Genomic DNA, 26,004 nt, shown 5'->3' on the forward strand with positions numbered 1-26,004 from the left:
CACCAGCACGAGCCAGCGTAGTACCGGGGTGGCTCCGCGAGCGGGGGATGCGCTCGCGGAGCCGCCGGAGTCAGTCAGGCGTCAAGGCCCGCTGATGTCGTTCTTAGTTCCCGTCTCACTGTCGGTGTCCTCGTCGAGGGTGAGGCCGTAGATACGGGCGACCCGGCGGGCCCATTCCACGGAGCGCGGTGGGGCGTTTTTGACTTGTTCCTCGGCCCATTCCTGCGGTGTCAGCAGGGGCCGTGGCGGTGGATGGGGTGTTGGCGTTCGTGCGGGGCGGGTGCGTGTTCGCTGGCGGGGTATACGCGGTGCCGGGCGCTGGGTTCGCTGGGTCGGCCCGTCCATGGTGTCGGGGCCATCGGGTTCGCTGCTACTGGGTTCGGTGCTGCTGGGGGTGGCAGGATCGGGATCGTCGTTGGTAGTGGTCTCCGGTGCCTCCTGGGTGGGTCGGGATCGGTGGGGCGTGGTGTCACCTCCTGTGGTTGGTCCGGTGGGTGTTCTGGTTGGCCTGGTCGCGGGCGGCGGCGGTGCGTGCGTCGTGGTGCAGGCGGCGTACGTAGTTCAGGACGTGCCGTCCGGTGCGGAGCCGGTAGCCGATGCCCTGGCAGGGCCGGCATTCGCGGGTGCTGAGTCCGAACGCCGAGCGGACGCGGCCGGTGCCGGCGCAGCGCCGGCAGTGGGTGAACGGTCGCGACCAACACAGGTGGGCGTAACGGAGCGTGAGAACCGTGGGGATGAGGATCGCGGTTAGCACGAGGAACAGAGGTAGGGTCATTTTCACCTCCAGGCGGGGTTTCGAGAGTTGGGCTTGAACATGCTGCTAGCTGTGATAGGGCAGGTCAGTGGCGGTGTTGGGTGCTAAGGGTGGTGCTATGCCTAGCAGTGGGGGCTGCTAGGCATAGCGCCCGATTCCGTGTTGTCGTGGGGTTTACTGGTTCTTGTTCTGGTCACGGCGGGTGATGGCGGCCTGGATGATGTCCTGGTAGGAGGGGCCGCGCCGGTTGATGAACTTCCCGTCCACCTGCCGGCCGATCTGCCCGACCGGCACCCCGAGGGGCTTGAGCATGGTGGTGAGCTGTTCGGGCTTCCACCCGGTGTAGATGTCGGGCCGAAGGTCGGTCAGCAGCGGGATGAGGGTTTCGTTCCAGACCCGGTCCTCACCGGCTGGCCAGACGGCGGCCAGGTCGTGCAGCAGATCGAACGCGGGCGTCGTGTCCCGTTCGATGGGCGTGGCCGGCAGGGTGCCGGCGGCCCGGCGGTAGGCGATCGCGCGGGCCACGATCTGCGCCTGGAGCGCCGCGTTGATTTCGTAGGCGTGGGCGGTGCCGGGCTTGCCGAACCCGACTGTGATACCCCACCCGGCGTCCTTGTCCGGCTCGAACGCGGTAGCCCGGTACCCCTGCCGGTACATCGACGTTCCCAGGATCATGTCGTTGGCTATCTGGTCACCGACCGCGAGACAGAACCGGGTGTTGACGTTGCGGGTGATGCCCGGCGGCAGGCTGCCCTTGTCCGGGATCTGGGTGCCGATCAGCAGCGTCACGCCCAGCGCGCGGCACAGCTTGATGATCTTTTCCAGGAGTTCCCCGGCCTTCTTTCCGTGTGCGGGGTGGGTGATGAGTTCCTGAATTTCGTCGATGAACACCAGCAGCGGATGCAGCCCGGATCCCTTCAAGGAGGCCAATTCCGCGGTGACCTTGTTCTCAGGTGCCATGCCCTTGGCGTGGTAGAAGTCGATCCGCTTGGACCGGCGCTGGCATTCGGCGTACAGCCACACCAGCATCTGCGCGCAGGCGGCGATGGTGTCGTCGTCGAAACCGTTCCCGTACTCGGACAGGATCGGTTCCAGGACCTTGAAATCTCCCACGCCCTTGAGTTCGTACCCACGGATTTCCACTCGAGGGTCCAGCCCGGCGGCGAACACCGGGACCCGCATCGCGCCGGTCTTGCCGGACCCCGGCCGGCCGCCGAACAGCCACGACCGCGCGATCAGCTGACCGTCCACGTTGCGCAGCCGGGGATCGTTGGCGAACGGGAACGGCGCAAACACGTCAACCTTGGGGCCGTGCGCGAGCGGCCACGCCGGCTGAGCCATCGCGGACGCGGGTTCGTCGCCCACCCATAGCCGGAGCCGGCCGGTGTGTGCCCGGTCGGGTTCGGGCCACACCTGGTCCAGCGGCAGCCGCAGCGCGGACGCCAACCGGCCCCGCCGGGCGATCACGTCGCCGGCCTCCACTCCGAACGGCAGGTCCACCACCGCCAGGTGACCCGGGCCGTCTCGATGGATTTCCAACGGGAAGGAGATCGCCGCCGGGTCCTTGCCCACCGCCTGGTTGATGCCGGCCAGCTGGATACTGGTCAGCCCGCGTCGCACCAGTTCGGCGGTCAGCTTGCGGTACTTGGGTGCCTGCGAGACGCGGTCCAGGATCGGCTTGTCCGCCGGACGCCCAGAACGGGCGAACGCGAGGGCCATCACGGCGTAGAACGCCCACCGCGCGAGGTCCGGGATCGGGACGTACAGGAACACGATCCCGCCGACCACCGCCGCCAGCGCGCCGGTCACCACCACAATCCACCGGAACCGGGACTGGTCCACCCGCCGCCGGTCCAGGTTGAGCCAGGTGACCGGGTCGTTGTGGTCCGCTGCCCACTGCCGCAACGGCGCGTTGCCTTCCTGCGCGCTCGCCCAGCGCAGCAACCGCGCCAGAGCACGGGTCGCGCCCAGTGGCGCGTACACGGTGGTCTTGGCGACGTATTTGGGGAGCCGGACCGCGTGATATCCCACCACGTACAGGGTGTCCTTGACCGCCCACCGCACCGCCGCCGCCAGATCGGCGCGAGAGCGCAGCCACGCCGGGATGATCGGCGGACGCGACCGCCGCACCGCCATCGCCGATGCGGACGACCGGCCGCGCCACCGCGACCCAGCCCACCGGGACCCCAGATTCGGGCGCTCGTCCGGCGGGTCCACCGGGCCGCCCCACACCACCGGGCCGACCAGCACCGACTCACGATCCACCACCGCACCATCAGAGCTGTCCAGGTCGGGATCGTCGTCGGGATCGTCGGTGTCGTCGGGGTCGCGCTGCGCGGGGATGCGCGGCGGTTCCTTGGTCATGTTGGCGGACCACGCCGCCTCCAGGTCGGCGATGTGCAGGTAGCCGTTTTCGTCGCGGTCGTCGCCGTGCTGGCTGTCGTGGGTGTCGTCGTCGTACGGGTCGTGGGGTTCGTTGTCGTCAAAAGGCGGTCGGTTGGCCATCATCAGCACCACCCCCCGTCAACAGCTCCGGTCCCGTACGGGTCGTCGTGTCCGTGATCGTCTGGGTCGGGGTCGTCGCGGTCCGGGTCGATGCCGAAGCGGTAGTCCGTGAAATAGGTGTCCGGGTAGGCCGGTGGCCAGTTGTCGGCCAGCGGGTGTCCCTGGGGTGGGTGCGGCAGTTCGTCGACCAGGTAGGCCAGTGGGTGGGGTTCGCGGTCCAGATCTGCGCCGATGGTGGCGTATCCGGCGGCGACGAGGTTTGCGTACGCCTGACGCAAAAGCCAGTACGCGACCTGCATTCCGGTGTCAGGTGCTGTGTCGGTGGAATGGGTGCCCTGAGGGCTGTTGTGGGTGTGGTCGGGGGTCATGGGGTGCTCCTTTCGGTTGGTGGTCAGTGCGCCTGCCTTTCCGCCCTGGTGCGGGGCTCGCCGGGAACGGGACGTGGACCCGTTGCCGGTCTCGGTGATGGATGCCGTGCTGTTGTCGTTGCTAGGACTGGGAATACTTGTGTGGTCGTGCGGGGAAATGGGGTATCGCCTCCAAAGAGTTGTGGCTATCCAATGGCTTTCGTCCTTCCTGCCCCGTGTCACGGGAGCGCGTGGTGAATGTTTCGCCTTTGCGGTAAACGGAAAAATGGGATCGATGGTGGGTGTCGGGTCGAATTCTTAGCGTCGGTTGATTTCGTGGACGAGCCCGGCCAGGATCGAGCCGACGACCGGCGCGACCGCCGGCCAGGACGCGATAGCGAATCCGAGCAGCACCACGACAGCGGCGTGCCACCATTTCAGGCCGCCCTTCCAACAGAGCACGCCGACAATGGCCAACAGCACGATGACAATCGGGATAGTCACCAACACTTTTTCTCACCTCCCTTCGTTGTCCTTGCGGGGCCTGCGAAACGCTGGCCGCGAGCGCGGCCTGTGATGTTCTCTCAATGCCAGGTCTGGGTGCGGCGTATCGATTGCGCAGCGGCCCACTGGCGGTACCGGATGATGGCGGCGATCAGTGGAGTCATCCGGGCCTGCCGTTGACGAGCACTGCGCGAACGGGTCGCGGTCATCGATGAGTGCTCCCTTCTGCTGTCGGATCGGTGGTCGGGTTGCGGGCAACGTCTGCGCCCGGCTGCGGCGGCTCCCGGTCCGGCGCCGTGGGGTGGTGTCGGTGGGCGCCGATGGACAGCAGTGCCAGCCCTGCCACGACCATCAATCCATCAACCGCCAAGGGCCCGATATGCGAGCTGAGCCAGTCCTCCCCGTACGCGGTCAACAGCCCGGCCATATGCCGGTAGGAGACGATCGCGGCCACCACTGCCACGACGGTCACGCCGCCGTACCGGGCGGTCGCCCACCACGGACCGGTCTGCCACCGAACGCGGGTCAGGACTTCCACGGCGAGAAACAGGGCCAGCGGCCACCAGGCGGCGGCCAGTACCGCGCCGAGGGCCGGGTGCCACTGTGCCGCCGCCGTTGCCGCGAGTCCCTCTGGTGGCAGGAACGAATGCGCGATGTTCGCCGCCACCGACACCACCACGCCGGCCGTCAACCCGGCGACCGCTGACGCGGTCGCTCCCGGACGCTGCGCCCAACCAGATCCGGGCACCCCGGTTCCGGCGGCATAGTCGACGGCACGGTCGATGGCACGGGCAGTGGCAGGGCCGGCTACCTCCGGCGCCCCCGCTGGTTCCGTCGCGGTGTGCGACGTCCGCTCCGGCAGCTTCGGCGTTGTCGTGGTGTGGTTGGCGGCACCGGTCACATCGGTTGGCGCGGTCGTGAGGTCGGCTTTTGCGGCCTTGATCTGCGCACGGCCCCACCGTCCGGACCGGCCGCACATTTTGCCCAGCTCCTCACCGGTCAACGGCCGGCCCGCCGTTACTGACTCTCGGTAGACACGCCGCGCCCGTACGGACGTTGGCTCCTGGGGTCCTGCCACGTCCTGCGGCACCGGACCGGTGACGGCGGCATGCCGCGCGGACGTCCGCTCGGCCGTGTTACCGCCGCCGGGATGGCTGCCGCGCGTGCCGGTTGCCGCTGCCGTCTCGTGGACCGGCAGCGGGCCTGCCGGTAGAGGGTCCGCCGGTGGCCGGGGAGCCGGAGTCGGACCGGTAGTGGTGGCTGGGGTCATGATGCGGCCCCAAGGTGCGGGTCGGCGCCGGCCGCGGCGAACAGAGCGCACACCTGGGTGTACTCGTCCGGTGGCATGCCGAAACGGCAGTCAAAGGTGTGCAGGCGCCGCTGCTCGTCCGCCCACTGCCGCCAGTGCGCCGCCAGCTGCACAACGGTCAGAGCAGCGCTGTCGGCGACCGCGTGGACTGCGGCTCCGGCCAGCAAAGCGCGGTGAATCGTGACCGGCGACCACCGCCACATCCACCGGCCCAACGCCGTCATCACGGCGAGCTTTTCCAATTCAGCCAGAACCGGTGGCGTGCCGTCCGGTACCAACGTCCAGCGGCGGTAGATGAAACGACGTGCCAGCTCGAACGGCGACACGTCCTCCAAGTCCGCCGGCCGCGTCACCGGCCACACCGGCTGAGCCGTGCTCCGGCCCTTCCCGTTCTGCTTAGGCCCGTTCCGGTCAGGCCCGTTCTGGTTGTTGTTGGTCATCGGTAGTCCTCTCTGTGTGCGTGGGTTCTGGGTCCGCTGTGGTGTCGTCTCCACCGGGCGGCGTTGCGGCACTTACCGCACTCACCGCGTCCGGCATCGGGTAGTGCGCCGCAGATGCACGGCACCGCCTCCGGCCCGCTGGGCACCCAGCTGACCCGCCGACAGCGGCCCGTCTGACTCTTGCGACTGCTCACGTCATCCCCCTCTCACCAGCACCAACGTTGACCTTGCATCACTCCTTACGTCACTGATCTAATCAGTACCATCACCACTATGCCTCTAGACAAGACGAACGTCAAGGGGTTATGGTTCCACTGATTCAATCAGTGATGCGCAGTGTAGAGCAGACCACTGACAGTTGAGGCGCAGCGACAACCGCAGGCATGACTGTGACAAGCAACGTGACAACGAGCGACACGATCACCACACAACACACACCGACTGCGTAACGACACACACGAGAGTGACAAGCGAACAGGGCGCGGACGAGCACGGCGACCAAAACGGGCCGGTCCGCGCGGGGAGGCAAACGAGTGCATCATGGCCACGAACAGTGAGAACACCACCAAATACGCGCGACTGGCCAGCGTCCTACGCGAACGCATCGAGGACGGCGTATACCCACCCGGCAGCCCACTGCCGAGCGAAAACCAGCTAACCGCCGAGTACGGCGAAAGCAGAGCCACCGCCCGCAACGCCGTCCAGGCGCTCGCCGCCGAAGGACTCGTCACCGTCCTGCACGGCAAAGGGGCGTTCGTCCGCCGCCGCCCCACCGACCGCCCCAACCAGACGCACACCCGGGACGTCACCATCAAGCGCGACGCCGACGCCGGCCAAGATGGCGGCTCTGATGCCGGCGCGGTCGCGGTGATCGATACCGACGCCGACGCGTTCGGATGGCGTGAGGTCGAACCGCCGCCCAAACTGCACACCGAAGCACGAGCGGAGATCGCGCTCACGCTCGGACAGCCAGAACACGCGCCCGTACTGGAATATCCCCGGCTACTGACCGACCGCGCCGGGCGAAGGCTCAGCCACAAGACCGTGATCCCGTTCGCCGTCCTCGTCGAGATCCCCGCGCTCGAGGCCGCACTGGACAGCGAAGGATTCCCCACTGGCGGGCAGCTCTACGCCATCCTGGCCGCCGCCGGACACACGCTGGCCTACACCGACGACATCCGCGCCCGGATGCCCACACCCGACGACTCGACCGCACTACGCATCCCCGGCGGCACCCCGATGTTCACCACCCACCGCGCCATCAGCGACGCCACCACCGGCCGCGTCCTCGCGTACGAAGAAACCCGGCGGTCCGCCGATGACACCCAACTCCGATACCACCTCACCACCGCAGACACCACCGCCGCAAACCGCTAAACCGAACGGGCGCAACGCCAGGACCGACCGGCGTACACCACCCGCCCAACGCCTACCTGAACCAAAAACGGGGGAAGACATGGGAAAACGCATCATCACCGCGATTGCCGCCGCCAGCATCGCCGCCGTGCTGATATCTGGCTGCGAAACTGACAACGCACTACACCCGGCAGCGCCCGGCCCGGTCATAGACGGGCACCCGACCTGCGGATACGTCGTGTCGCGGGACGAATGCAAGGACTCCGGCGTGCCGCCGCAGTACTGGTACCAACTCCCCGCCAACGCGCCAACCGGATACCGAGACACCAATACCGACCTGATCAGTCAGCTGTTCCTGTGGCACCTGATCTACCAGCAGCTGTGGTACTCCCAGCCCGTCTACCGCGACACCTACGTACCCAGCGCGTACCGCTCCACCTACGACCAGAAATACAGTAGCCCGTTCAACAGCCGGTACTCATCCCTGATCACTCTGCGGCAAGCCCGCGCACGTTTCGTTGACAAGACAAACAAACCTGTACCAGCCAGTCAGCTCAACACCCGTCGCGTCAACGGTTGCGCCGCCTATCAGCAGTTAGACACACGAGGCGGCGGAAGTGGCGGCGGCACCGGAGGCAGCGGCCACGGCACTAGCGGCAGCACAGGACGCGGCGGCAGCGGGACAACAGGCAAGACGAGCGGCAAAACGAACACCAAAACCGGCACCAACCCACGGAGTTACTGCTGATCGGCAGGCGACTTACATGCCCGATGGTGGATTAGCTCACGGCGACCAGCGCCGATGACCGGGCCGGACAGCCGGCAGCGCGACCTTGACGCCAGGATGGCCCAAGGTCGCGCCTGGTGTCCCAAGCATGCGCTGCTGGACGGATGGCAGCGCTGACCCGGACGGCGCGCAGGCCCTTCGCAGCCCCTCCAGCACACCAATGTTGATCACCGTCCGCGTCACGTACGACAGCATGAGCGGTCAGACCCTGGCGCTGGAGCAGATCCGCCGTTCGGCCGACGACGTGCAGCTCATGTACTGGCTCGCAGCGTTCCCTTCGGCAGACAGTGAGCCTGTCGAATAGATTCTTCATGGTGTCCCTCGTCATGATCGGAGTCGTGATCAGCGCCGCCGATTGCCGGGATGGCGTAACGGGAAAGATGCCTTTTCATGCATTCCCGACTCACGCGACGCCCGAGAGGCTACCGTTAGTTACATGGCCGATGCATCTGGTAACTTACCTGGCAATGTGGCTTGGAGTGAGCTGCGTCCGTACATTTCGCTAGTAGTGCTGGAATGCACCACTCCTGATCCCGTAGTGGCATTTGATTGGCTGATCAACTTCCTTCAGAACGAGGCGGTGAAAGGGGTACATCAAGGCGTTGACATCGTCGCGTACGGAGCCGAAATTCACGACAAATCGCCAATATCACTGCAACTATCAGCGGTTGAGGTAGATCAAGCCTTCACTTTCGTTACGCGAACAATCGACTCGGTAGGCTGGATTCAAAACGACATTCAATTTCTTGATACAAGCCATCTCCTGACGCTCGCCATTCGAAAGAATCGACTTGTCGGTATCCACGCATTTGACTCATTGAGGCACCGTCTGCAGCTGAGGCTGGATCGAGAACCAATTCCACCCGTAAGGCGAATCTCACCGACTACCCTTGAGAATGCATTCCTTCGGGGTGAAGCGAAGCATTTTTGGTTGCGAGGCACACATCCGAGACGCGCAACTCGACCTGATAGCAAGAACATTGGCGGCCTGCGCTTACAAGAAGCAATCAACCCCATAGAAGACAGTACATTCGCCTTAGGTTCGGCGCGCGCCGCACTAGACGAGCAGTCTGTACATGATGGCGCGACCGTACTTGTCGGCACAACGATGCATAAATCGTCCGTCTGGGTCAAGCCGTCTACTACTTTTCAAGAGTATCTTGCAGTCTCTGTGCAGCTCTTCGGTCTACTCGAAGAAGTGTTATCAGTCGATCTGCCTCCTGAGCGACTGTTTCCCTTGTTTGCCTATGAGACGACCGACATCACGGAAGTGCGTGGCGCATTTGACATCTCGGTTCTGACTCCGGAGGAGCTGATTTCTAACCGTGAAAGAGAGTCAACGGTTGCTGATGTAGCTGAACTTCTTCGTGACGCTATTATTGAAATTCGCGGCGACTTGGCATCGTCGAGGTTTAAGATCGACGTTGGATATGAGGGTTGCATAGGTGGCACCATCTCCGTTCGCCTGGAGCGGATTGGTGAGGTTACGAAGCTTCACTTTGGCATCCACGGCCAACCGAGCAACGAGCCTCCAGTGTCCGCAATACGCCGAGGTCTTGAAATGGCCTATAGAGATCTCGTCTCAGTTCACTATCGTTCAGGGCATACTTACGTTGCGGGAAGAATCTGGCATCGCCAAATGCAAATCGCACGCTTCCCACAGTGGCGATTTGAGGACTTTAGCGGCTACGATATCGACAGAGAGAAGCCGTTAGTCGACAAAGGCGTTAAGGCGGAAAACTTCGAGACGATTCACGAAAGAATTGGCAAGGATGGAGATCGCTCGCTATTTGCTTGGGTGTTGGATCATTATTCGACCGGCTGGCTGACCTGCGATGACGGCTCTGGCGAAATCGCAGATTTTATCCATATCTCCCTAGCCGGGGTGCTCAGCCTCATTCACGTAAAAGGAGCTGATAGCGCGTCGACGCTGCGGAGAATCTCCGTAGGGGCCTACGAGGTGGTTGCAAGCCAAGCGTCAAAGAATACCATCTACACCGACCCTATTAGACTCAAAGAAAAGCTGGAGCGAGGGAGTCTCCGCAGACAGGCATCATGGACAGATGGCGTTCGAGTAGACAGTCGGTCGGATCTCATTGAATATCTTGGGTATCCAGATCTTATTACTGAGACACAGGTCATTGTCATACAACCGCATCTTGTCGAAAGTAGGTACAGAGAATTACGGAATGTCGCTGACGGCAAGCCAAGCGACGATCGACTTCGCCTTCAGCTACTTGAGACACTCTTGAACTCCGTCAGAACAACCGTAGTGGGCTCAGGGGCAGAGCTCTATGTTGTTGCCTCCAATGCATAGCGTCGCTCGCCACCTGCTACTACGTTTTAGCACAAGCCCCAGAAGCAGCAGCCCTAGACAGCGTCTACGACGCGTCCCGCCTTCTGGTTGTGTGCTCCGCGAGGAAATTACCGCCATCGCGAACAATATACTGAGCAACCCCTGAACCTGCGCTCACGTGACGCTCCACGAGAAATTACATCGGTGCCCACGTCCACGGTCGGGGACCACGGCGACCTTGCAAACATGCGATTCGAAGAGATGCCTCCCCTTTGGCGTCCTTGTGGTCACTCGCCAGTTGGGCGACATAGCAGGTCATACGCATTTCCCGAATATCTCGAAAGATGTCATAGTGGGGCCAGGCCAGAACATCTTGCCCGTATCCCTCGACAAAACTTCCGTATTCGGAATCGCTAATCCAACCCGCGGAATCGTATTCGACGGCGCTAGAGACTAGGTCCCATTCGGGTGGACCTATCGCCGCTCGCTCGAAGTCGAGAAACAACACGGTGCCGTCCTCAGTGCTTACGATGTTTCCACTGTGAGCGTCACCGTGGACAACGCACGTCCGCAACGACGATATTTCCTCGGCGTGGCGGGTGCGTAAATGGTCGAGATGGCCGACAAGCCATTCCCGCTCATCCGGGCTAATCGTTGGCATCGCGTCAATCCGGCCGATGAGTCCTACAAATGGATCGAGGTCCGGAAGTACAAAATTTTCGGGTTGCGGAAGGCAATGGAGGACCCTTAGCGCCTGCGCTACTTGCAATAGCGTGCCCTCGTGGTGGGGTGGCAGTTCGCGCCAGAATGTGACTGCGCGGTCAGCGACGAATACTGGCTGCTCGATATCCGGCAAGGCTATGACGGTCGGAATACTATTGCGCTCAAGCCAACGCGCCACCGCTACTTCTTTTGCAGCTGCCGCGCTTCGGCCCGGCCGAGAGACACGCGCGACGACACCGCCGGCGAGCCGGTAAATTGCATTGTCTCCAATGCGTATTGGCTCGGCGCCGTTGGTGGAGATGTGGAGTTTTTCGGCGGCAGCAAGCATTGCGTCAAAGTGATCCGGGGCGGGCACTTAAGTATGGGCTCCTCAATACATTAGCTGGCAGTTGTAAGGCGTTCGATCATTCCCGACACGTCGGACCGGCGTTTGAATGGACGAGAGGCTTTCTCAAGGTCGTGGGCGTAGCTCTCCACGCGTGCAGACTGGACTATGCCCAAGTCTGACGTTGCTGAATGCGTAGCAATCGCCATCGCTGCGTCCGGCTCACCAGCTCTCATATAGAGACTTGCGCCCATCAAACTACAGAGTGCCCTACTCCGCGCGAACTCATCGCCGTACCCATTTGCGGCCTTAGCAAGCCGCTCGCCTGCTTCTCTAACGCTTCCTGATTCCGAGCGTTGATCAGGATAATGCCAGGCAAACAGTCGCCAAGCCGTGCCCGTATCGCCGTACAATTCGGCACGATCGTAGAAGTCCATCCATGGTTCCCTCAAGCGGTCATCCTGAGTCGCGAGACTGTATTCCTCTTCTGCGTGACTGGTCTCCCGCCGCAGGCCAGACTCATTACCCATTAGGCCATGTGCTCGAGCCTTAAAGGCATGCAGCATGCCTTTCGTTAGAGGGGTTGCATCGTCGCCGACCTCGAGCGCGCGTCTCGCCAGATCAAGACCAATTTTTGGCCGCCCGATGTGTACAGCCTGCACCGCTAGGTCCGACAACAAATAGGCTTGTACCGGCTGGTCATCAGCGTCCGCCGCGAGCCGCACCCCGAGCGTCAGAAGCTGGCGAGCCTGTTGGTCAAAACCAGCATCGTGACTCTTCCAGCCAGCAACAGCCGCCAATAGCGCCGTAGCCACTTTCCAATCTCGAATCTGGCCAGCCGTCTCACCCGAAACCCCAGCATCAAGCTGATGCACAGCCCAACCGAGCTGGCTGATGACCGCGTGGCGAGATAGGCCACCACCGACTCGATGATCCCACGCCTGAAACATCTCAGTAGTTGCGCGCAGATTCTGCACGTCCTCGCCGGATATGCGTCGCAGAACGTCGGGTTGCTGGCCGGCGATTGCGATCGTGTCTCTAACTGTCTGGGGCAGTTGCACCAAGCCGGCCGACAAGGATGTCAACCAGGCCAGAAAACGACGACGCTGCACAGAATCATCCTCGGCTAGCACGTAGTACGGCAGGTCGTCGTTGACCTTACCCGCGTTCGCAGCGCGAAGAGAGCTAGGCAACGGAGCGGCCGCATCGCCGAACAACTCAGCGACGCTAAGTCCGAGAGTCGTGGCGATGAGTAGCTGATGGACTGCGTCCGGCGCCCTGACGACAGTGCCGCGTTCCCAGCGCTTGATGTTGTCGGCCAATTGACGCGGATCGGGTTCGCTCATTCGTAGACGAGCAGCTGTCTTCCGCATCTCGCGTGCCATGTCAGGACGTGACCAGTTTCGGTCGGGACGTTCTCGCTCCGCGCGCAGGCGGCGCGCCCACTCCAGTTTGCTGCCTTCGGTCATCGCTACCCCGCTCGTGTGGCCTTAGGGGTCATTGTGCCCCCCTGTGCCCCCTACGTGCCCCCCTGCCGTTCGGGCCGTATGCGTTCACTCTAGGTGCCTACCGGATCACCTACACCGGACATTCCCAAGATCGCATGCGGAGGGAGGGCGCCAGATGCCTAAGGCGATGCAAAAGCAGTCTGAGCTGGACGAAGACGAGATTTCGGCTGCTCTGGATGTGCGGTCTGACCGGGTGCGCGATGACCTTTTGTGGGAGTTGAGCGCGCGGGTTTGTGACGATCACCGTCGTCGGACTGGTTTCTGTCCGATGTGTGCCCAGGAGTGGCCGTGCGATGCGTACATGCTTGGCGTGGACGGGTTGTCCGGGTCGATGCGGCCGGTTTGGCGGCGGTTGTCCGTGGGGGCGGAAGTGCGCTGGTTACGCCGTTTGCTGTGGTGGGGGCGGTGATCGCCGTGGATCTGAACGGCGTGGACGGCTTGACCCGGCGTGATGTTGTTCGGCGGGTCGCTGCGGTGGTTTCCGATTCGCGTATGCCGGAGCTGGTGGCGGCGTATCAGTCCAGTCTGCGGGCTGAGGCACGCCGTGAGGGCGTCGATTGGTGGTTCGGGATCAACGAGGCCGTGACCTGGCGTGACGAGCTGTCGCGTGACGACGTGATCGTCATTCTGCTGGCTGTGGTCGAGCGGGTGCCGGTCCATGTCGAGAAGGCCAATCGAAGCCGCACCCGAAAGACTCCTCGACCGGCTCCTGTGGTAACGGAGCCGGTGCGTGATGGGACGGGGCAAGCGTGATGCCTCCTGAAGCCGGCCAGTCGCTGCTGCTGCCTGATGCGCGCCGTGGCGACCGGCCAACCACCCCGACGACGCGTGGCGAGGCCGGCTTGCCTCAGCGCCGGCCGCGCGGCCGGGCCAGCCGGGTACGCGCGAACGTCGCGCGCCGGGTTGCGCCATTGCTTGACCAGCTGTCCGGTCATGAGTCCGGATGCGCTGGGCACGTTCTTGACCCCTTTGTGGGTCCTGCCGGCAGGGCTTCGGCGATTTGCGGTCTTACCCCATCCAAGACCTCGAACGTCGTGCCTGCCACGGCCGGCCCGGCTCTCTGTCTCCTGCATGAGAGCCGGGTCGCGCCACCGTATCGGGCGGGAGGGCTAGCCGTGCCATTGTCAGATCAGCCTGGCCTGCTGGCGACCGCGATTGACCAGAGCAGTAAGCACCAGCCGTTGCTGCCCAAGGGCGCAGCCGCTGCTCTGCCGATCTGCCGGGCGCCGGGCTGTGTCCAGGACTGGCCGTGCGTGATCCGGCGGCATGCCGAACAGGTGCTCACGTTCTACGGCCGGAACCCGGCCGCATTCGACGATCCCGTTCCGCCGCCCCCGCCGCGACTGCCAACCCGGCGAGCCGCTGTCGCTGGCCAGCTGGAGCAGGGCTCGGCGAAGCGTCGTCGGCATCGCCACGAACAACCGAACCAGCCACCTGTAAACGAGCTGAGCGGCGGCAGTGCTGCTACGGCGGGCCGCGTGATGGACGAGTCCCGGTTGCCGGCGTCGGTCTCGGTTCGCTGGGTGGGACAACCCGATGGTCGGTTAGCGGCTCCGCAGGAGTGGCGAGGTGCATTGCCGTGATCTGGATTTTGTTGCCAGTGAGGCGAATCCGGCAGTGACGTGCCGGAGGGAATAGAGGTTAAGGCCGGGCCACCCACTATCCGTGGAAGGGGCGGGTGGTCCGGCTGGAGGTCCTGGGGACCTCCGGTGCCTGAGGGTACCGGAGGTTCCCGTGGTGTGCCCGCGTGCTGTACGCGGTCTGGGGGGCCTTTCGGTCGAGAACACGACGGGGAGGTTGAAGGTGGTAACGAGCACAGCACCGGAGCCGGAGCCGGATCCGGCCCTGGCTGCGGTGATTGATTCGGTCGTCGCGTCGCTGACGGCTGGTATCGATGACGAAGCGCTGGCCAAGGTCCCGCCGGGCGAGTGGGCGGAGTTGATGGCCGCTTACCGGACCGCGATCAATGGCGCGGCGCAGCTGCGGGCAGCGTTCGCCGATCACGGGTTGGACCACGCGATTGTGGAGTGTTTTCCATACGTGCGGCCTGGTTCCGGCGTGCCATCGGTGTGGATGACCATCGTCAACCAGGCCCGGTGCGTCGAGCTGGACTGGACATTCGACCACCACGGCCCGGCTCACCGACTCTGGGCACCGCCGCCGGCCGCCTAAACCGCGCGGCGCCCCCAGCCGGGGAATTTCGACGGCAAAAACGTTGATGCGCAACGGAAAGAGAGATAGTAGTGCTGGCCAATGAGATCCGGAGAGTGGCGGAGACAGCCGCTGGCTGGACGAGCGACGAGAACGCGTTTTGGTGCGCGTTGGCGGCCCTTGAGCAGCGTGCCGCGACCGTTGGCCCAGCCGAACTGTCCGACGTCGTGCATGGGTTGGCCGACTTGTTCCCGGTCCTACCCTTGGACGCCGGAGCCGAGCTTTCGTTGCGGTGCGCGGCGTTTGTCGAGCGCGGCGCCGACCCGACACCCGTTGCGGGACCACTGCTCACGTGTGCGCTGCGGGCGTTGAACGGATGCGTGGTGCTCGATCGCGCCTGGCTCGGTTCGTCGCCGGGCGGAAAGCGGCATGTCGAGCTACCGGATTCGGCCACGTCCGTGGGGGCGATTCGGGATGCGCTCACGGCGGTGGTCGGCAACGCGCAAGCGTACGAGGCGGCGATGGGTTGGCACACCATCAGTCGATGGCAACACGCGGTATCGGTGCTGCTGCAACAGCGAGCGGTGCGGGATCAGTTGCATGAGCAGCCTTTGACGCGCCAAGCGTGGATGGATGCGGTGGACGCTTGTGCTGAGTTTCTGCCGGAGGTGATGGACCTGTCGGTGTTGTTGGCTGTGCTCGATGATGAACCGCTGATGGTGTTGCACCGGGCCTCCGGTCGCGGTTACCGGTTGCGTATGTCCGGGATCCCTAACGTTTTCCAGTTGCATACCCTGCTTGCTGCCCGGCTGATCGGGACAGGCGAGTGGGGGTTGATTGAGGATGCCGGCATCGGACCCGACCCGCTACAGGTCGCTGCTGCCACGGACAGTCCGATCGATACAGACGAGATGGCTGGCTATTTTTCGAGTTTTTTCTCGCTCCGAGACGTCCACGGCGCGCAGATCTGGAATCACAGCATCCCCGCCGATATTCCGCTGGTGCACGGTCACCGCGTCATCGTGCTGGACCAACAAACAAATATCGAACGCTGGGACATCGGGAGACGCTTTCCCCACATGCTCCCCACGCTCACCGTGACACGGCACCTTGGCCCCGCCGAATCCAGGCGCTGGCTCCGTTACATCGCACCCGCCCCCACCGATTGATAACCACCAGGGACGACTGATGACCAGTAACCAAACGAATAAACGTATCGACGACCGAGAAGGAGAGTGGTTTTCATGGCGGTGAATGATTTTACGGAGATGACACTCCTGGCATTGGGGTGGATGGCACTCGTCCTGGCGGCGGTCCACGAATACACCAGTCACAAGGCAATGATGGCCACGTTCGACGTAGACGTCCTCTTTCCCGCGTTAACTCTGCCGCCGGTCCCGGTCGCGGACGCGGCGGCGCAAGACCAATGCCATCACATCAAAACAGTGGAAGGGGCACCGGTCATGGCTCGATCTGCGGAAGCAGGGACCGGCCAATCACCAGGTGCGGCGCAGCGGGAATCTGCGGCGCAGGATCCGGTGATGCCGGCGCCGTACCGTTTCCCGGTAGATCTGGGGTCGCGGCCGGCTAACGATGAGCCGCCCAGCGCGGCGCGGCCGTTCGTGCTTCGGGCGGTGCGGCCGGTTCGGCGAAACGGTGGGCTGGACGGTCTGCCGGAGCTGTCGGGAGGCAAGCACCGTACGCCCGCGAGTCAGCGGACGATTCCGCAGCGGACTCGGTTGGACAACCGGGAAGTTGACGACTCCTACACCGTCCCGGACAGCTGACATGACCATTCCCCGGACCAGAACCGGTGAGGGTGCGGTGGTGCTCATCCTCGGGCAGGCCGACGATTGGGCGGTGGAACACGTCAGCGCGAGCCTGCACGCTCGGGGCGCACGGTCGATGGTGCTGGACACCGCCGACTTTCCCCAGCGCATGACCCTGTCCGCCGACCTGTCCGCCGGTCAGCTGTCCGCAGAGCCTGCCGGCCGGGAGTTGACGGACTGCGTTGGTTGGGGTGGCGAGGTGGAGGTGGCCGGTGAGGTGTTGCGGCTGGCCGACGTGGCAGCGGTGTACTACCGCAAGCCGGGTGCGTTCGACCTTCCGGCGGGGTTGTCGGAGCCAGAGCGGCGGTTCAGCTACGCCCAGGCACGTATCGGCGTGGGCGGCGTGCTGGCCAGCCTGCCGGCCCGGTGGCTGTCGCATCCGGCGGCCATCGCCGACGCCGAGTACAAGCCCCGCCAACTCGCCCAGCTCAAGCACGCCGGCCTGACCGTCCCGCCGACGATCATCACTAACAGCCCGGCGCGGGTCCGGGATTTCGCCGCCGCGTATGGGGATCTGGTCGTCAAGCCGCTGGCGGAGCCGATCGTGTGGGAGGACGGTGGAGAGTCCATCGTCTACACCCGCCGGTTGTCCGCTGGTGAGATCGGACCTGCGTGTGAGGAGTTGGCCAGCGTCGCTGCTACTGCGCACCTTTTCCAAGCCTGGCAGGACAAAAAGTGTGAGAGCCGGGTAACCGCGGTTGGTGACGAATTGTTCGCGGTGGCGATTCACGCCGACAGCCCGGCGGCGCTGGTGGACTGGCGGTCGGACTACGACAATTTGCGATACGAACCGATCGAGGTCCCAGGGCCGGTCCGCGCCGGTATCGCGGCGTATCTGCGGTCTGCGGGATTGGCGTATTCGGCGTTTGATTTCGTGATCCGGCCGGACGGGCAGTGGATCACCCTTGAAGCCAATCCCAACGGCGTCTGGGGCTGGTTGGCCGAAGAATGCGGCCTCCCCATCGCGGACGCTATCGCCGACCACCTCACCGCAACAAACTTGAATGGTGACACCAAAACATGAGCACACCGAAAACCGACACGGCGTCCGACAGTGGCGCGGGTGATGCGTGGAAGGGGCGCGCTGCGGCGTTGGCGGCGGTGCTGGCCGCTGAGGGAGTGGTGCCGGATCCGGCTTGGAAACGCGCATTCGCCAGCATTCCCCGGCACCTGTTCACCCCGCACGTGTTGATCGGGGACAGTGCGGGATTCATCGAGTTGCCTATCGGCGTGCCGCGCTGGTGGGCGGAGGTGTACTCCAACAACGCGTTGCTGACACAGACCGCGTCAACCGGCGCCGGGGCGGCGCGGCAGGACTTGCCGACGTCCTCGTCCAGCCAACCATCGGTCATGGCGGTGATGCTGGACCGCCTCAACATCGCCGACGCCGACGACATTGGGCAGCAGCGGTGCCGGGTGTTGGAGATCGGCACCGGCACCGGATACAACACCGCGTTATTGACGCACCGCCTTGGTGAGAGCAACGTCGTGTCTGTCGACATCGATCCGGAGCTGGTCGAGACCGCGCGCGGCCGCCTGGCCAGTCTTGGCCTGCGCCCAGCGTTGAGGTCCGGAGACGGTGCGTCGGGATGGCCGGAACAAGGACCGTTTGACCGTATCCTGGCCACCTGCGCCATCACGCACATTCCGCCGGCCTGGATCGAGCAGTTGACGCCCGGCGGTCGCATCGTTGCCCCACTGGACGCGGACGCCGGACCGCTGCTGGTGGCCGACAAACCCACCGACGCATCCGCTGCTCAGCCCAGCAGTGAAACCGAAAACGACGGCGACGGCGGGGAATTGGTGGGGCGCGTGGACGCGTACCCGGCCGCGTTTATGCCGTTGCGGCGTAGCGTCGATGACCCACTGGGACCAGGGCAGACCATGGGATTTGCTGGCGGCGCCCCGGCGCAGTACGGCACCACCGCCCTTGACCCGCGTACGGTGCTGGCTCGCGACCGCGATTATTCATGGTTCTGCTGGCTGCACGCTCCCGGCTTGCGTGTGGTGGGCAGTGTCGACCACGGGAGCGTGGTCGTATACACCGCTGACGCGATGGCTGAGGCGACGGTGGCGCCGGGTAGGGGCGGAACCTGGAATGTCGTTCAACGTGGCGCACGGCGGCTCTGGGACACCATCGAGCACGCCACCGCCACCTACGACAAGCTAGGCCGTCCGGCGCGTACCCGGTTCGGCTTGACCGCCGGAGCCGACCCCAGCACCCAGGAAATCTGGCTGGACGACCCCGACAGCCGGCATATCTTCCCGCTCCTGGCCGGCCGCACCAGCGATACCACGCAGGGCAGCGGCACATGAGCACACCCGACACGCGAACCCAAGTCCCGGCCACACACTTTGTCGCCAACGGTGCCGCCAACCCTGCCGGCACGCACACGGCTACGCCGAAGCGGTTCACGTGGCTGGCAGATCGATTCTGGCCAGGAATGCCAGGAAAACGCGGGAGCCAGACGCTACCTCTTCCGGTCGGCCAGGTGGCGGTATTCATCGATCTGGAAAACCTCGTCATCAGCGCCAAACACGACCAACTGGCCGGTGACGTGACCCGCACCGGCACGGCTCTGCCCGAGCGGGCGTTGCACGCCTTGTGTCGCGGATTCGCGAACGCGTCGATCCGGTTCGCCTACGCCGACTGGGGCAACGCCGACATGCGGCAGCACCAGGACTGGCTGACACGGTTCGGCGTGGACATGGTCCACGTCCCCGCGCTCACGCCCCGTGGCAAGAACGCGGCTGACGTTCGGATGGCCGTCGATGCGACCGAAATTCTGTTCACCCACCCCGAAATAGAGACATTCGTGTTGGCCACCGGAGACAGTGACTTCTGCCCTCTGGCCGTACGGCTGCGTGAATACAACAAAACCGTGATCGGCATCGGCGTACGCACCGCCGTCAGCGACCGCCTCAAAGCAGTCTGCTCGCAATATCACATGTGGTCGTCCATCCTCGCGGCCACCGAAACACCAGCAGACCGCGATACCAACCGCAGCACTGAAAACCCACCAGCCAACGACCGGCAGAGCATCACCCCCAGCAGCCCGCCATCGTGTCCGACCTCGGATCCGGCGACGAGTGAGGGCGCGGTGTGGTCGCCCGGCGTGCGCGTCCTGGTGGACGTGCTCAAGGCCAGCAGTGGCCCGGTAGTGGCCTCAGAGCTGAAAAGCCGCATGCTGCGCATCGATCCCTACTTTCGCGAGTCGACATATGGATGCCGCGCATTCCGCGAATTCCTTACCCAGCACCGCTATTTGCTGGACATCCGCGACGCCCACAAGGGCGGTGACCTCACAGTGGCGCTGCTCGACTCACCGCACGGGTGACCGATTCCAGCATCCCACCGGCCTTCCGTTTTAGTGTCTTATGTCCGTTTGATGCCTAGACTGGCGTGGTCCTCAGAAGGTCAAGAAAGGGGCAGCACCGATGACGACAACAGCGGTCAACCAACAATCTCAAACTCACACACCAATACAGGTTCCGCCGGACGTGGCGCAGGCCAACGGGCAATGGGTGATCCAGTCGGTGGCAATCGTCCCGCTTGGCTTCCTTGTGACGACCGGGCTGTGGATCCTCACGTGGGCGCACATACTCCCGGTGGTATTCGGCTTGTCGGACGGGTGGATGTTCGCCGCGTCGGCGGTGCTGACGCTGGCGTGGACCACGGCCATGTATTGGGCGTACGTCCATGCACGTCGGGACGCGTCCGGATTCTGGCTCCTGATCCCCATCAACATATGTCTGCTGCTTGCCCTGGTGGGCGTGATCTGGGCCGGTCAGTGGTGGTGGATATTCGCCGTCGTCGGAACAGCGATTGTCGGGAACCTGACCGCCGTTGCCGCCGCCGGGGCAGCCTTGAGCGTCCGCAGGGCGCGGGAGTGGGTCGAGTCAGAAGCCGCGCAGACCGGCACGGAGCCGGTAACGGTGCCCCGAGTGTGGGTGTCTCCTCCGCGAGACGCGGCCATAACGGCGGCCTCGTTTTGGGTCGTGACGATCGTGACGTTGATTGTCTTGTACTCGTACGCCATCACGCTGCACGGCATCGCTCCGGACGGCCCGAGCGGCGCCTACTACGCCGCCGCCATCGGTGCCGCGATCATCGGACCGCAGGCGTACATCATCGTGCTGCATGCCTCGGTCGTCGCCCGCACAACCCAGCAGAGCGCCAAGGCGAAGTGGATCACCGCCACCTACCAACCGGCCGGGCACCTGGTCACCGCCGCCATCGGCGGTGTGACCGTACTGCTGCTGACCCAGCATCAATGGGGCCCAGCCATCGTCGGCGCGGCTCTGATCGTCGTGTGGTCCATGGCCGCACCCGCAACCCGCACCATCGCCGGAGAGGACGACATCCAGGAAGCCAGCGGCAGCGAAGCGCCAGACCACCCGTCAGACCGCGACACGCGAAATACCGCGAACAGCAACGCCGACGACTCCCAGCGCGGCGACCATGCGAGCCAAGACGCCAGCGGTGTCACGGCCACGGTTCCCGTGCCGGCCAGCGTCCAACTGACCGGGTCCGGTCCTACCGGCTCCCAGTTCGATCCGGACGCCGTCCAGCAGGCACGGGCAATGTGGGCGCACTACGACGCGGGAGAAGGCGAGACCGCGTCCGCGATCCTGCACGATCTGAGCCAGCGATACCCGGAATCCGCCGTTGACGATCTGCTGGCGTACGTACGCAGCACCCCGTAACTCACCACTCACACGCTACCGACCAGAGAAGAAATACAAGTGTCGTCAACGAAACTAGCGATAATGATGTGGCCCTTCCGGCAACGACACCTGAATTCCCTCATGATCGACACGATAGAGATTCAGCAGGATGCCATCGAGCAACTGTTAGACCGAGTCGGTTACCTAGAAGAAAGCAACACAGCTCTGCTCAGCAGGAGTGACATGGTGGAGTTTGCGGTATTCCCTCAGTTGTCCACATCAACAGACGGCGATGACGACGAGCGGTGACACGCGCAACAAGAAGAACACGGCTTAACCCGTGTCAAATAGTTGTTGTATTGTAAAGGAAAGACCGTTGCCTTTGTCATTCGCAGTCTTATCCCGCGCCAACTGCGCGCCTACTCGTAAAGGTCAGGTATTGGTGACTCCGCGACCTGTGACCAGGCATACCACGCGCTCTTTACGCGCGCGGCGAGCCGTTGTCGGCAGAGATCAACTGATCAACATCATCGAGACTCAACAAGACATCATTGAGAACCTCTTGCAGCGAACGACGCAGCTAGAGGAAAAGTACGCCGCGTTGCTGAACAAAACCGACCTGCTCGAACTGGCCGTATTTCCCCTGTCGCTCCTGACTGATGACAGTCCTGATGACTGTGACCAGCCCGATGACGAACGCTGACCGCAGCATTGCCCAGGAGGGGCTGACCGTGGGGACGATGGGTGACGCGGTCGCCCGGTTGATGGCACTGGTAGGCATGTTCGCCGACGAGTTTTCCGGCGAGCACGACCTGACACCGGGCGCGATCCCGTTAGGCGCGTGGCACGACCGGGCATGCCGGGAGGCCGTGACAGCGGTCGCCGTCGCTGGCGAAAGCGCCACCGCAGCGCAAGTAGCGGCAGCGATGCCCGAACTCGCGGAGGCCATCGAAGAACTGGCCGTAGACGTCGCGGCGGACCTGGCCGCCGTATGCGCCCGCCTGGTCGAGCTCGGCGCCGATCCGACACCACTAGTCGAACCGGTATTCGGAATGCTGACCTTCGCCCTCAACGAGTGCGCATGCTTCATCCAACTATGGCCACGCACACCCGGACAGCGCCCACATTTTCCCCATCCTCACGACGACGACGCGACCACCCGCGCCACCGTAACCGAGCAACTCACCGCAGCCCTGACAGCGAACCGGAAAAAGCGCACCACCGCCATGACGCGTGCAGACTACGGCGCAGACCTTGACATCCAGGACCCCACGGGCTGGGTTGACTGTTGCCCCGATGACCATGATCCCCGGCAGCGTGAGGTCAGCGCGCATCTGATGACCGCGTCCTGGTACACGCTCGACTCGTGGATGCGCGCGGCCCTAGCTCTGCTGCAAGATCGGAACGTCCGCCGCGCACTGCCTGACCGTGACACCCTGAAAGCCGCCGTGGACCGAGTGCGGCCATGGCGCGGTGAACTGCACTTCGTCGCCGTGCTGCTGCGGGTGCTGGACGACGAGCCGCTGATCGTGCTCCACCAGCCCTCCGGTCGAGGGTTCATGGTCACCATCGCCGGAATCGCCGACCTCCGGCAACTGCATACCCTGCTCGCCGCGACCATGTCAGGTTCGGGTCTGCTGACCGGTCCCGGACCCAGTCGCGAGCAGGTAGCCGCCGCAGACGGCAGCGGCAGACAACGCACCCGCATGGAACCGTTCTACGACCTCACCGACTGCCACGGAGTACCGCTCCCCGATGACGCCCTGCCCGCCGACATCCCCACCACGAGCAACACCATCGACAGTCCCCGGATGGTCATCCTCAGCCCGTCATCGCACGCGCACACGTGGGTCACTGGACGCTTGTTCGACCGTATGACACCCACCCTGAGCCAAGTACGAGAACTTACCCACCAAGAGGCCGCGCGTTGGATCACCTTGGCGCCAGAACAGCCACAAGCGAGCACGCCGACCCATGCCGAGGAAGACGCAGCCACCCGTGATACGCCTTGAGATCAACATCAACGACGAAGCAGCCGCCGTGCTCACCGCACACGCCAAGCGCCATAACCTCACCATCACCGAGACCGTCCGCCAAGCCATCGGCACATGGAACTTCATCAAAGGCGAACTCGCCGCAGGCAACACCATCCGCGTCATGAACCACACCTCAGGCCACGAACACGAACTGGCACTACCCCATACCTAGCCACAACAGATCAACCAACCAAAAACCATCAAAACGGACATGCGCCCGAGATTAGGAACATGACACGCCGACGTCGTCCCAGTCGGTGGGCACTGTTTCCCTTCCTCAACTCTAGACATTTTTATTGCTGACAAAGAAAAACTCTCCAGCAAGTCACCATTCACACGGACGGGAGGACAGTGCGTTAGTACCTCAGTAGTTGTAGCAGCTACTTGCCCACCAATCCCAGCCACACCGATGCCAGCCACACCGATGCCAGCCACCGCCGCTAACCCAACCCCGCCCGCGCGGCGACCGAAGGTCGCCCAGGATCGTGGCGGTGGGGTGCCCGGTTTTTGGGTGCCCCGGCGACGCGATCCGGATGCGCCGCCGCAGGCACTGCGGCCAGAGGCGCAGCCCGGTTTTTGGGTGCCCCGGCGACGCGATCCGGATGCGCCGCCGCAGGCACTGCGGCCATCAACACAGCACTGCGGCCAGAGACTCAGCCGACGTCCGGGATCGCTGGGCCGAGGAGGTCGTCGGCGTCGACGATGGTGTACGCGTAACCCTGTTCAGCGAGGAAACGCTGCCGGTGCGCGGCGTAATCAGCGTCGAGGGTGTCACGTGAGACGACCGTGTAGAAATGCGCCTGCCGGTGGTCGGCCTTGGGTCGCAGGACGCGACCGAGTCGTTGCGCTTCTTCTTGCCGGGAGCCAAAAGTCCCGGACACCTGGATCGCTACCGCCGCTTCGGGCAGGTCGATGGAGAAGTTCGCGACCTTGGAGACGACCAGCGTCGGCACCTCGCCGCGGCGGAAGGCGTCGAAGAGGCGTTCGCGTTCCTTGTTGGTCGTTTTCCCTTCGATGACTGGAGCTTCCAGCTCCGCGGACAGCTGGTCGAGCTGGTCCAGATACGCGCCGATCACGAGCACCGGCTCGCCGACGTGCTTTTCCAGGAGTTTCTTGACGACCGGTATTTTCGTACGCGCGGTGGCGCACATCCGGTAGCGCTCCTCCGGCTCGGCGACGGCGTACGCCATCCGCTCGGCCTCGGTCAGCGTCACCCGCACCTCGGTGCACTCGGCCGGCGCGATCCAGCCCTGTGCCTCGATGTCCTTCCATGGCGCGTCATAGCGTTTCGGGCCGATCAAAGAGAAAACGTCACCTTCGCGGCCGTCTTCACGTACCAGTGTGGCGGTCAGCCCGAGCCGCCGGCGGGACTGCAGGTCGGCGGTCAGCCGGAAGATCGGTGCCGGCAGCAGGTGCACCTCGTCGTACACGACCAGACCCCAGTCACGGGAGTCGAAAAGATCCAGGTGCCGATACTCGCCCTTTCGGCGAGTGGTCATCACCTGGTACGTGGCGATGGTGACCGGCCGGATTTCCTTACGCTCGCCGGAATACTCGCCGATCTCATCCTCGGTCAGGGACGTACGGGCGACCAGCTCGCGCTTCCACTGCCGGCCGGCGACCGTGTTGGTGACCAGGATCAGGGTGGTCGCCGACGCGCGGGCCATCGCGGCCGCACCGACCAGCGTCTTGCCGGCACCGCACGGCAGCACCACGACACCGGAGCCACCGGCCCAGAACGAGTCGACTGCCTGTTTCTGATAGTCGCGCAGCACCCAGCCGTCCTCGGCCAGTGCGATCGCGTGTGCCTCGCCGTCGACGTAGCCGGCCAGGTCCTCGGCCGGCCACCCGACCTTCAGCAGCGCCTGTTTCAACCGGCCGCGCTCGGACGGATGCACCAGCACCGTGTCGTCGTCCAGCCTCGCGCCGAGCATCGGCGCGATCTTCTTGTTTCTGCTGATCTCGGTCAGCACGGCCCGGTCGGTGGCCCGCAGGATGAGGCCGTGCACCGGATCGGCGGACAGCTGCAACCGGCCGTACCGGTCCATGGTCTCGGCCACGTCGACCAGCAGCGCGTGCGGCACCGGGAAGCGCGAGAACCGGACCAGCGCGTCGATCACCGACTCGGCGTCGTGGCCCGCTGCGCGCGCGTTCCACAGCCCTAAGGGCGTGATGCGGTACGTGTGGACGTGCTCTGGAGCGCGTTCCAGCTCCGCGAACGGCGCCACCGCCAGCCGGCACTCCTGCGCGGCAGGATGGTCGATCTCGAGCAGCAGTGTCTTGTCAGATTGGACGATCAGCGGGCCATCAGTCACAGCCGTTAAGTGTGCCTCGCCGCCAGCCGTGACGGCACTCCGGTACGCCGTGAATGTCAGCAGCCGTCCCGCTACCGCTGACCGGAAGAGGCTGCGGTGAAACAGCGGACGGGCGTACGGCGATGAAGCTGTGAGCGCGCTGCCTGTTCGG

26 protein-coding genes are annotated in these 26,004 nt (G+C 64.2%); 17 read left to right on the forward strand and 9 right to left on the reverse strand.

Annotated features, from left to right (window positions below; translation table 11 throughout):
- Positions 1-469: 469 nt before the first annotated feature.
- The 6 genes from ABD301_RS29785 to ABD301_RS29810 form a co-directional block, all read right to left on the reverse strand.
- On the reverse strand, positions 470-775 hold the full coding sequence (locus tag ABD301_RS29785) for a hypothetical protein (protein ID WP_344313628.1): 306 nt from the start codon (positions 773-775) through the stop codon (positions 470-472).
- Positions 776-928: 153 nt separating this feature from the next.
- Positions 929-3,262, reverse strand: a complete 2,334-nt coding sequence (locus ABD301_RS29790; RefSeq protein WP_344313629.1) for a hypothetical protein — start codon at positions 3,260-3,262, stop codon at positions 929-931.
- Positions 3,262-3,627, reverse strand: coding sequence for a hypothetical protein (locus ABD301_RS29795; RefSeq protein ID WP_344313631.1), 366 nt, complete (start codon positions 3,625-3,627; stop codon positions 3,262-3,264). The genes ABD301_RS29790 and ABD301_RS29795 overlap by 1 nt, the downstream gene beginning before the upstream one ends.
- Before the next feature lie 297 nt (positions 3,628-3,924).
- A complete protein-coding gene (locus ABD301_RS29800; RefSeq protein ID WP_279582487.1) occupies positions 3,925-4,116 on the reverse strand; it encodes a hypothetical protein in 192 nt (63 codons plus the stop codon).
- Positions 4,117-4,315: 199 nt separating this feature from the next.
- Positions 4,316-5,380: a DUF2637 domain-containing protein gene (locus tag ABD301_RS29805; protein ID WP_163572507.1), complete on the reverse strand. Its 1,065-nt coding sequence runs from the start codon at positions 5,378-5,380 to the stop codon at positions 4,316-4,318.
- A complete protein-coding gene (locus ABD301_RS29810; protein ID WP_344313633.1) occupies positions 5,377-5,859 on the reverse strand; it encodes a hypothetical protein in 483 nt (160 codons plus the stop codon). The genes ABD301_RS29805 and ABD301_RS29810 overlap by 4 nt, the downstream gene beginning before the upstream one ends.
- Before the next feature lie 540 nt (positions 5,860-6,399).
- Here ABD301_RS29810 and ABD301_RS29815 point away from each other — a divergent pair.
- From ABD301_RS29815 to ABD301_RS29830, 4 genes are all read left to right on the forward strand, one after another.
- Positions 6,400-7,236: a GntR family transcriptional regulator gene (locus ABD301_RS29815; protein ID WP_344313634.1), complete on the forward strand. Its 837-nt coding sequence runs from the start codon at positions 6,400-6,402 to the stop codon at positions 7,234-7,236.
- A gap of 79 nt (positions 7,237-7,315) precedes the next feature.
- On the forward strand, positions 7,316-7,963 hold the full coding sequence (locus ABD301_RS29820) for a hypothetical protein (RefSeq protein WP_163572512.1): 648 nt from the start codon (positions 7,316-7,318) through the stop codon (positions 7,961-7,963).
- 127 nt (positions 7,964-8,090) lie between these two features.
- Positions 8,091-8,306 (forward strand): hypothetical protein, encoded by a 216-nt coding sequence (locus ABD301_RS29825; RefSeq protein ID WP_163572513.1) that lies wholly within the window; start codon positions 8,091-8,093, stop codon positions 8,304-8,306.
- Positions 8,307-8,438: 132 nt separating this feature from the next.
- A complete protein-coding gene (locus ABD301_RS29830; protein WP_163572514.1) occupies positions 8,439-10,319 on the forward strand; it encodes a hypothetical protein in 1,881 nt (626 codons plus the stop codon).
- Positions 10,320-10,494: 175 nt separating this feature from the next.
- On the opposite strand, the gene ABD301_RS29835 is transcribed toward ABD301_RS29830, so the two are convergent.
- Both ABD301_RS29835 and ABD301_RS29840 read right to left on the reverse strand, forming a co-directional pair.
- Positions 10,495-11,376: a phosphotransferase family protein gene (locus ABD301_RS29835; RefSeq protein WP_344313635.1), complete on the reverse strand. Its 882-nt coding sequence runs from the start codon at positions 11,374-11,376 to the stop codon at positions 10,495-10,497.
- A 23-nt stretch (positions 11,377-11,399) separates the two neighbouring features.
- A complete protein-coding gene (locus ABD301_RS29840; protein WP_344313636.1) occupies positions 11,400-12,815 on the reverse strand; it encodes an NsdA family TPR-like regulatory protein in 1,416 nt (471 codons plus the stop codon).
- A gap of 444 nt (positions 12,816-13,259) precedes the next feature.
- Here ABD301_RS29840 and ABD301_RS29845 point away from each other — a divergent pair, with 444 nt between their 5' ends.
- From ABD301_RS29845 to ABD301_RS29905, 13 genes are all read left to right on the forward strand, one after another.
- Positions 13,260-13,607, forward strand: coding sequence for a hypothetical protein (locus ABD301_RS29845; RefSeq protein WP_163572517.1), 348 nt, complete (start codon positions 13,260-13,262; stop codon positions 13,605-13,607).
- 362 nt (positions 13,608-13,969) lie between these two features.
- Positions 13,970-14,437 carry a hypothetical protein gene (locus ABD301_RS29850; protein ID WP_163572518.1) on the forward strand — a complete coding sequence of 156 codons (468 nt, stop codon included), beginning with the start codon at positions 13,970-13,972 and terminating at the stop codon, positions 14,435-14,437.
- A gap of 220 nt (positions 14,438-14,657) precedes the next feature.
- Positions 14,658-15,026, forward strand: coding sequence for a hypothetical protein (locus ABD301_RS29855; protein ID WP_163572519.1), 369 nt, complete (start codon positions 14,658-14,660; stop codon positions 15,024-15,026).
- A 71-nt stretch (positions 15,027-15,097) separates the two neighbouring features.
- Complete coding sequence (locus tag ABD301_RS29860; protein ID WP_344313637.1) at positions 15,098-16,174, forward strand: hypothetical protein; 1,077 nt, start codon at positions 15,098-15,100, stop codon at positions 16,172-16,174.
- 75 nt (positions 16,175-16,249) lie between these two features.
- Positions 16,250-16,792, forward strand: coding sequence for a hypothetical protein (locus ABD301_RS29865; protein WP_344313638.1), 543 nt, complete (start codon positions 16,250-16,252; stop codon positions 16,790-16,792).
- A gap of 1 nt (position 16,793) precedes the next feature.
- The gene (locus tag ABD301_RS29870; protein WP_344313639.1) at positions 16,794-17,858 is read left to right on the forward strand and encodes an MvdC/MvdD family ATP grasp protein; all 1,065 of its coding nucleotides are present in this window, start codon (positions 16,794-16,796) and stop codon (positions 17,856-17,858) included.
- Positions 17,855-19,150 carry a methyltransferase domain-containing protein gene (locus ABD301_RS29875; protein WP_344313640.1) on the forward strand — a complete coding sequence of 432 codons (1,296 nt, stop codon included), beginning with the start codon at positions 17,855-17,857 and terminating at the stop codon, positions 19,148-19,150. The genes ABD301_RS29870 and ABD301_RS29875 overlap by 4 nt, the downstream gene beginning before the upstream one ends.
- Positions 19,151-19,326: 176 nt before the next feature.
- Positions 19,327-20,172 (forward strand): NYN domain-containing protein, encoded by an 846-nt coding sequence (locus ABD301_RS29880; RefSeq protein WP_344313641.1) that lies wholly within the window; start codon positions 19,327-19,329, stop codon positions 20,170-20,172.
- 100 nt (positions 20,173-20,272) lie between these two features.
- A complete protein-coding gene (locus ABD301_RS29885; protein ID WP_344313642.1) occupies positions 20,273-21,541 on the forward strand; it encodes a hypothetical protein in 1,269 nt (422 codons plus the stop codon).
- A gap of 102 nt (positions 21,542-21,643) precedes the next feature.
- The gene (locus tag ABD301_RS29890) at positions 21,644-21,811 is read left to right on the forward strand and encodes a hypothetical protein (protein WP_344313643.1); all 168 of its coding nucleotides are present in this window, start codon (positions 21,644-21,646) and stop codon (positions 21,809-21,811) included.
- Positions 21,812-21,959: 148 nt separating this feature from the next.
- Positions 21,960-22,205, forward strand: coding sequence for a hypothetical protein (locus ABD301_RS29895; protein WP_344313644.1), 246 nt, complete (start codon positions 21,960-21,962; stop codon positions 22,203-22,205).
- Positions 22,174-23,514 carry a hypothetical protein gene (locus ABD301_RS29900; protein ID WP_344313645.1) on the forward strand — a complete coding sequence of 447 codons (1,341 nt, stop codon included), beginning with the start codon at positions 22,174-22,176 and terminating at the stop codon, positions 23,512-23,514. Before ABD301_RS29895 ends, ABD301_RS29900 begins: the two co-directional genes overlap by 32 nt.
- On the forward strand, positions 23,501-23,710 hold the full coding sequence (locus tag ABD301_RS29905) for a ribbon-helix-helix domain-containing protein (RefSeq protein WP_344313646.1): 210 nt from the start codon (positions 23,501-23,503) through the stop codon (positions 23,708-23,710). The genes ABD301_RS29900 and ABD301_RS29905 overlap by 14 nt, the downstream gene beginning before the upstream one ends.
- 481 nt (positions 23,711-24,191) lie before the next feature.
- Here the strand turns inward: ABD301_RS29905 and ABD301_RS29910 are convergent, their stop codons facing one another.
- Positions 24,192-25,853, reverse strand: coding sequence for a DNA repair helicase XPB (locus tag ABD301_RS29910; protein ID WP_344313647.1), 1,662 nt, complete (start codon positions 25,851-25,853; stop codon positions 24,192-24,194).
- Positions 25,854-26,004: the final 151 nt, after the last annotated feature.

This window comes from Fodinicola feengrottensis, from assembly GCF_039530045.1.
GTDB classification, from domain to species: domain Bacteria; phylum Actinomycetota; class Actinomycetes; order Mycobacteriales; family HKI-0501; genus Fodinicola; species Fodinicola feengrottensis.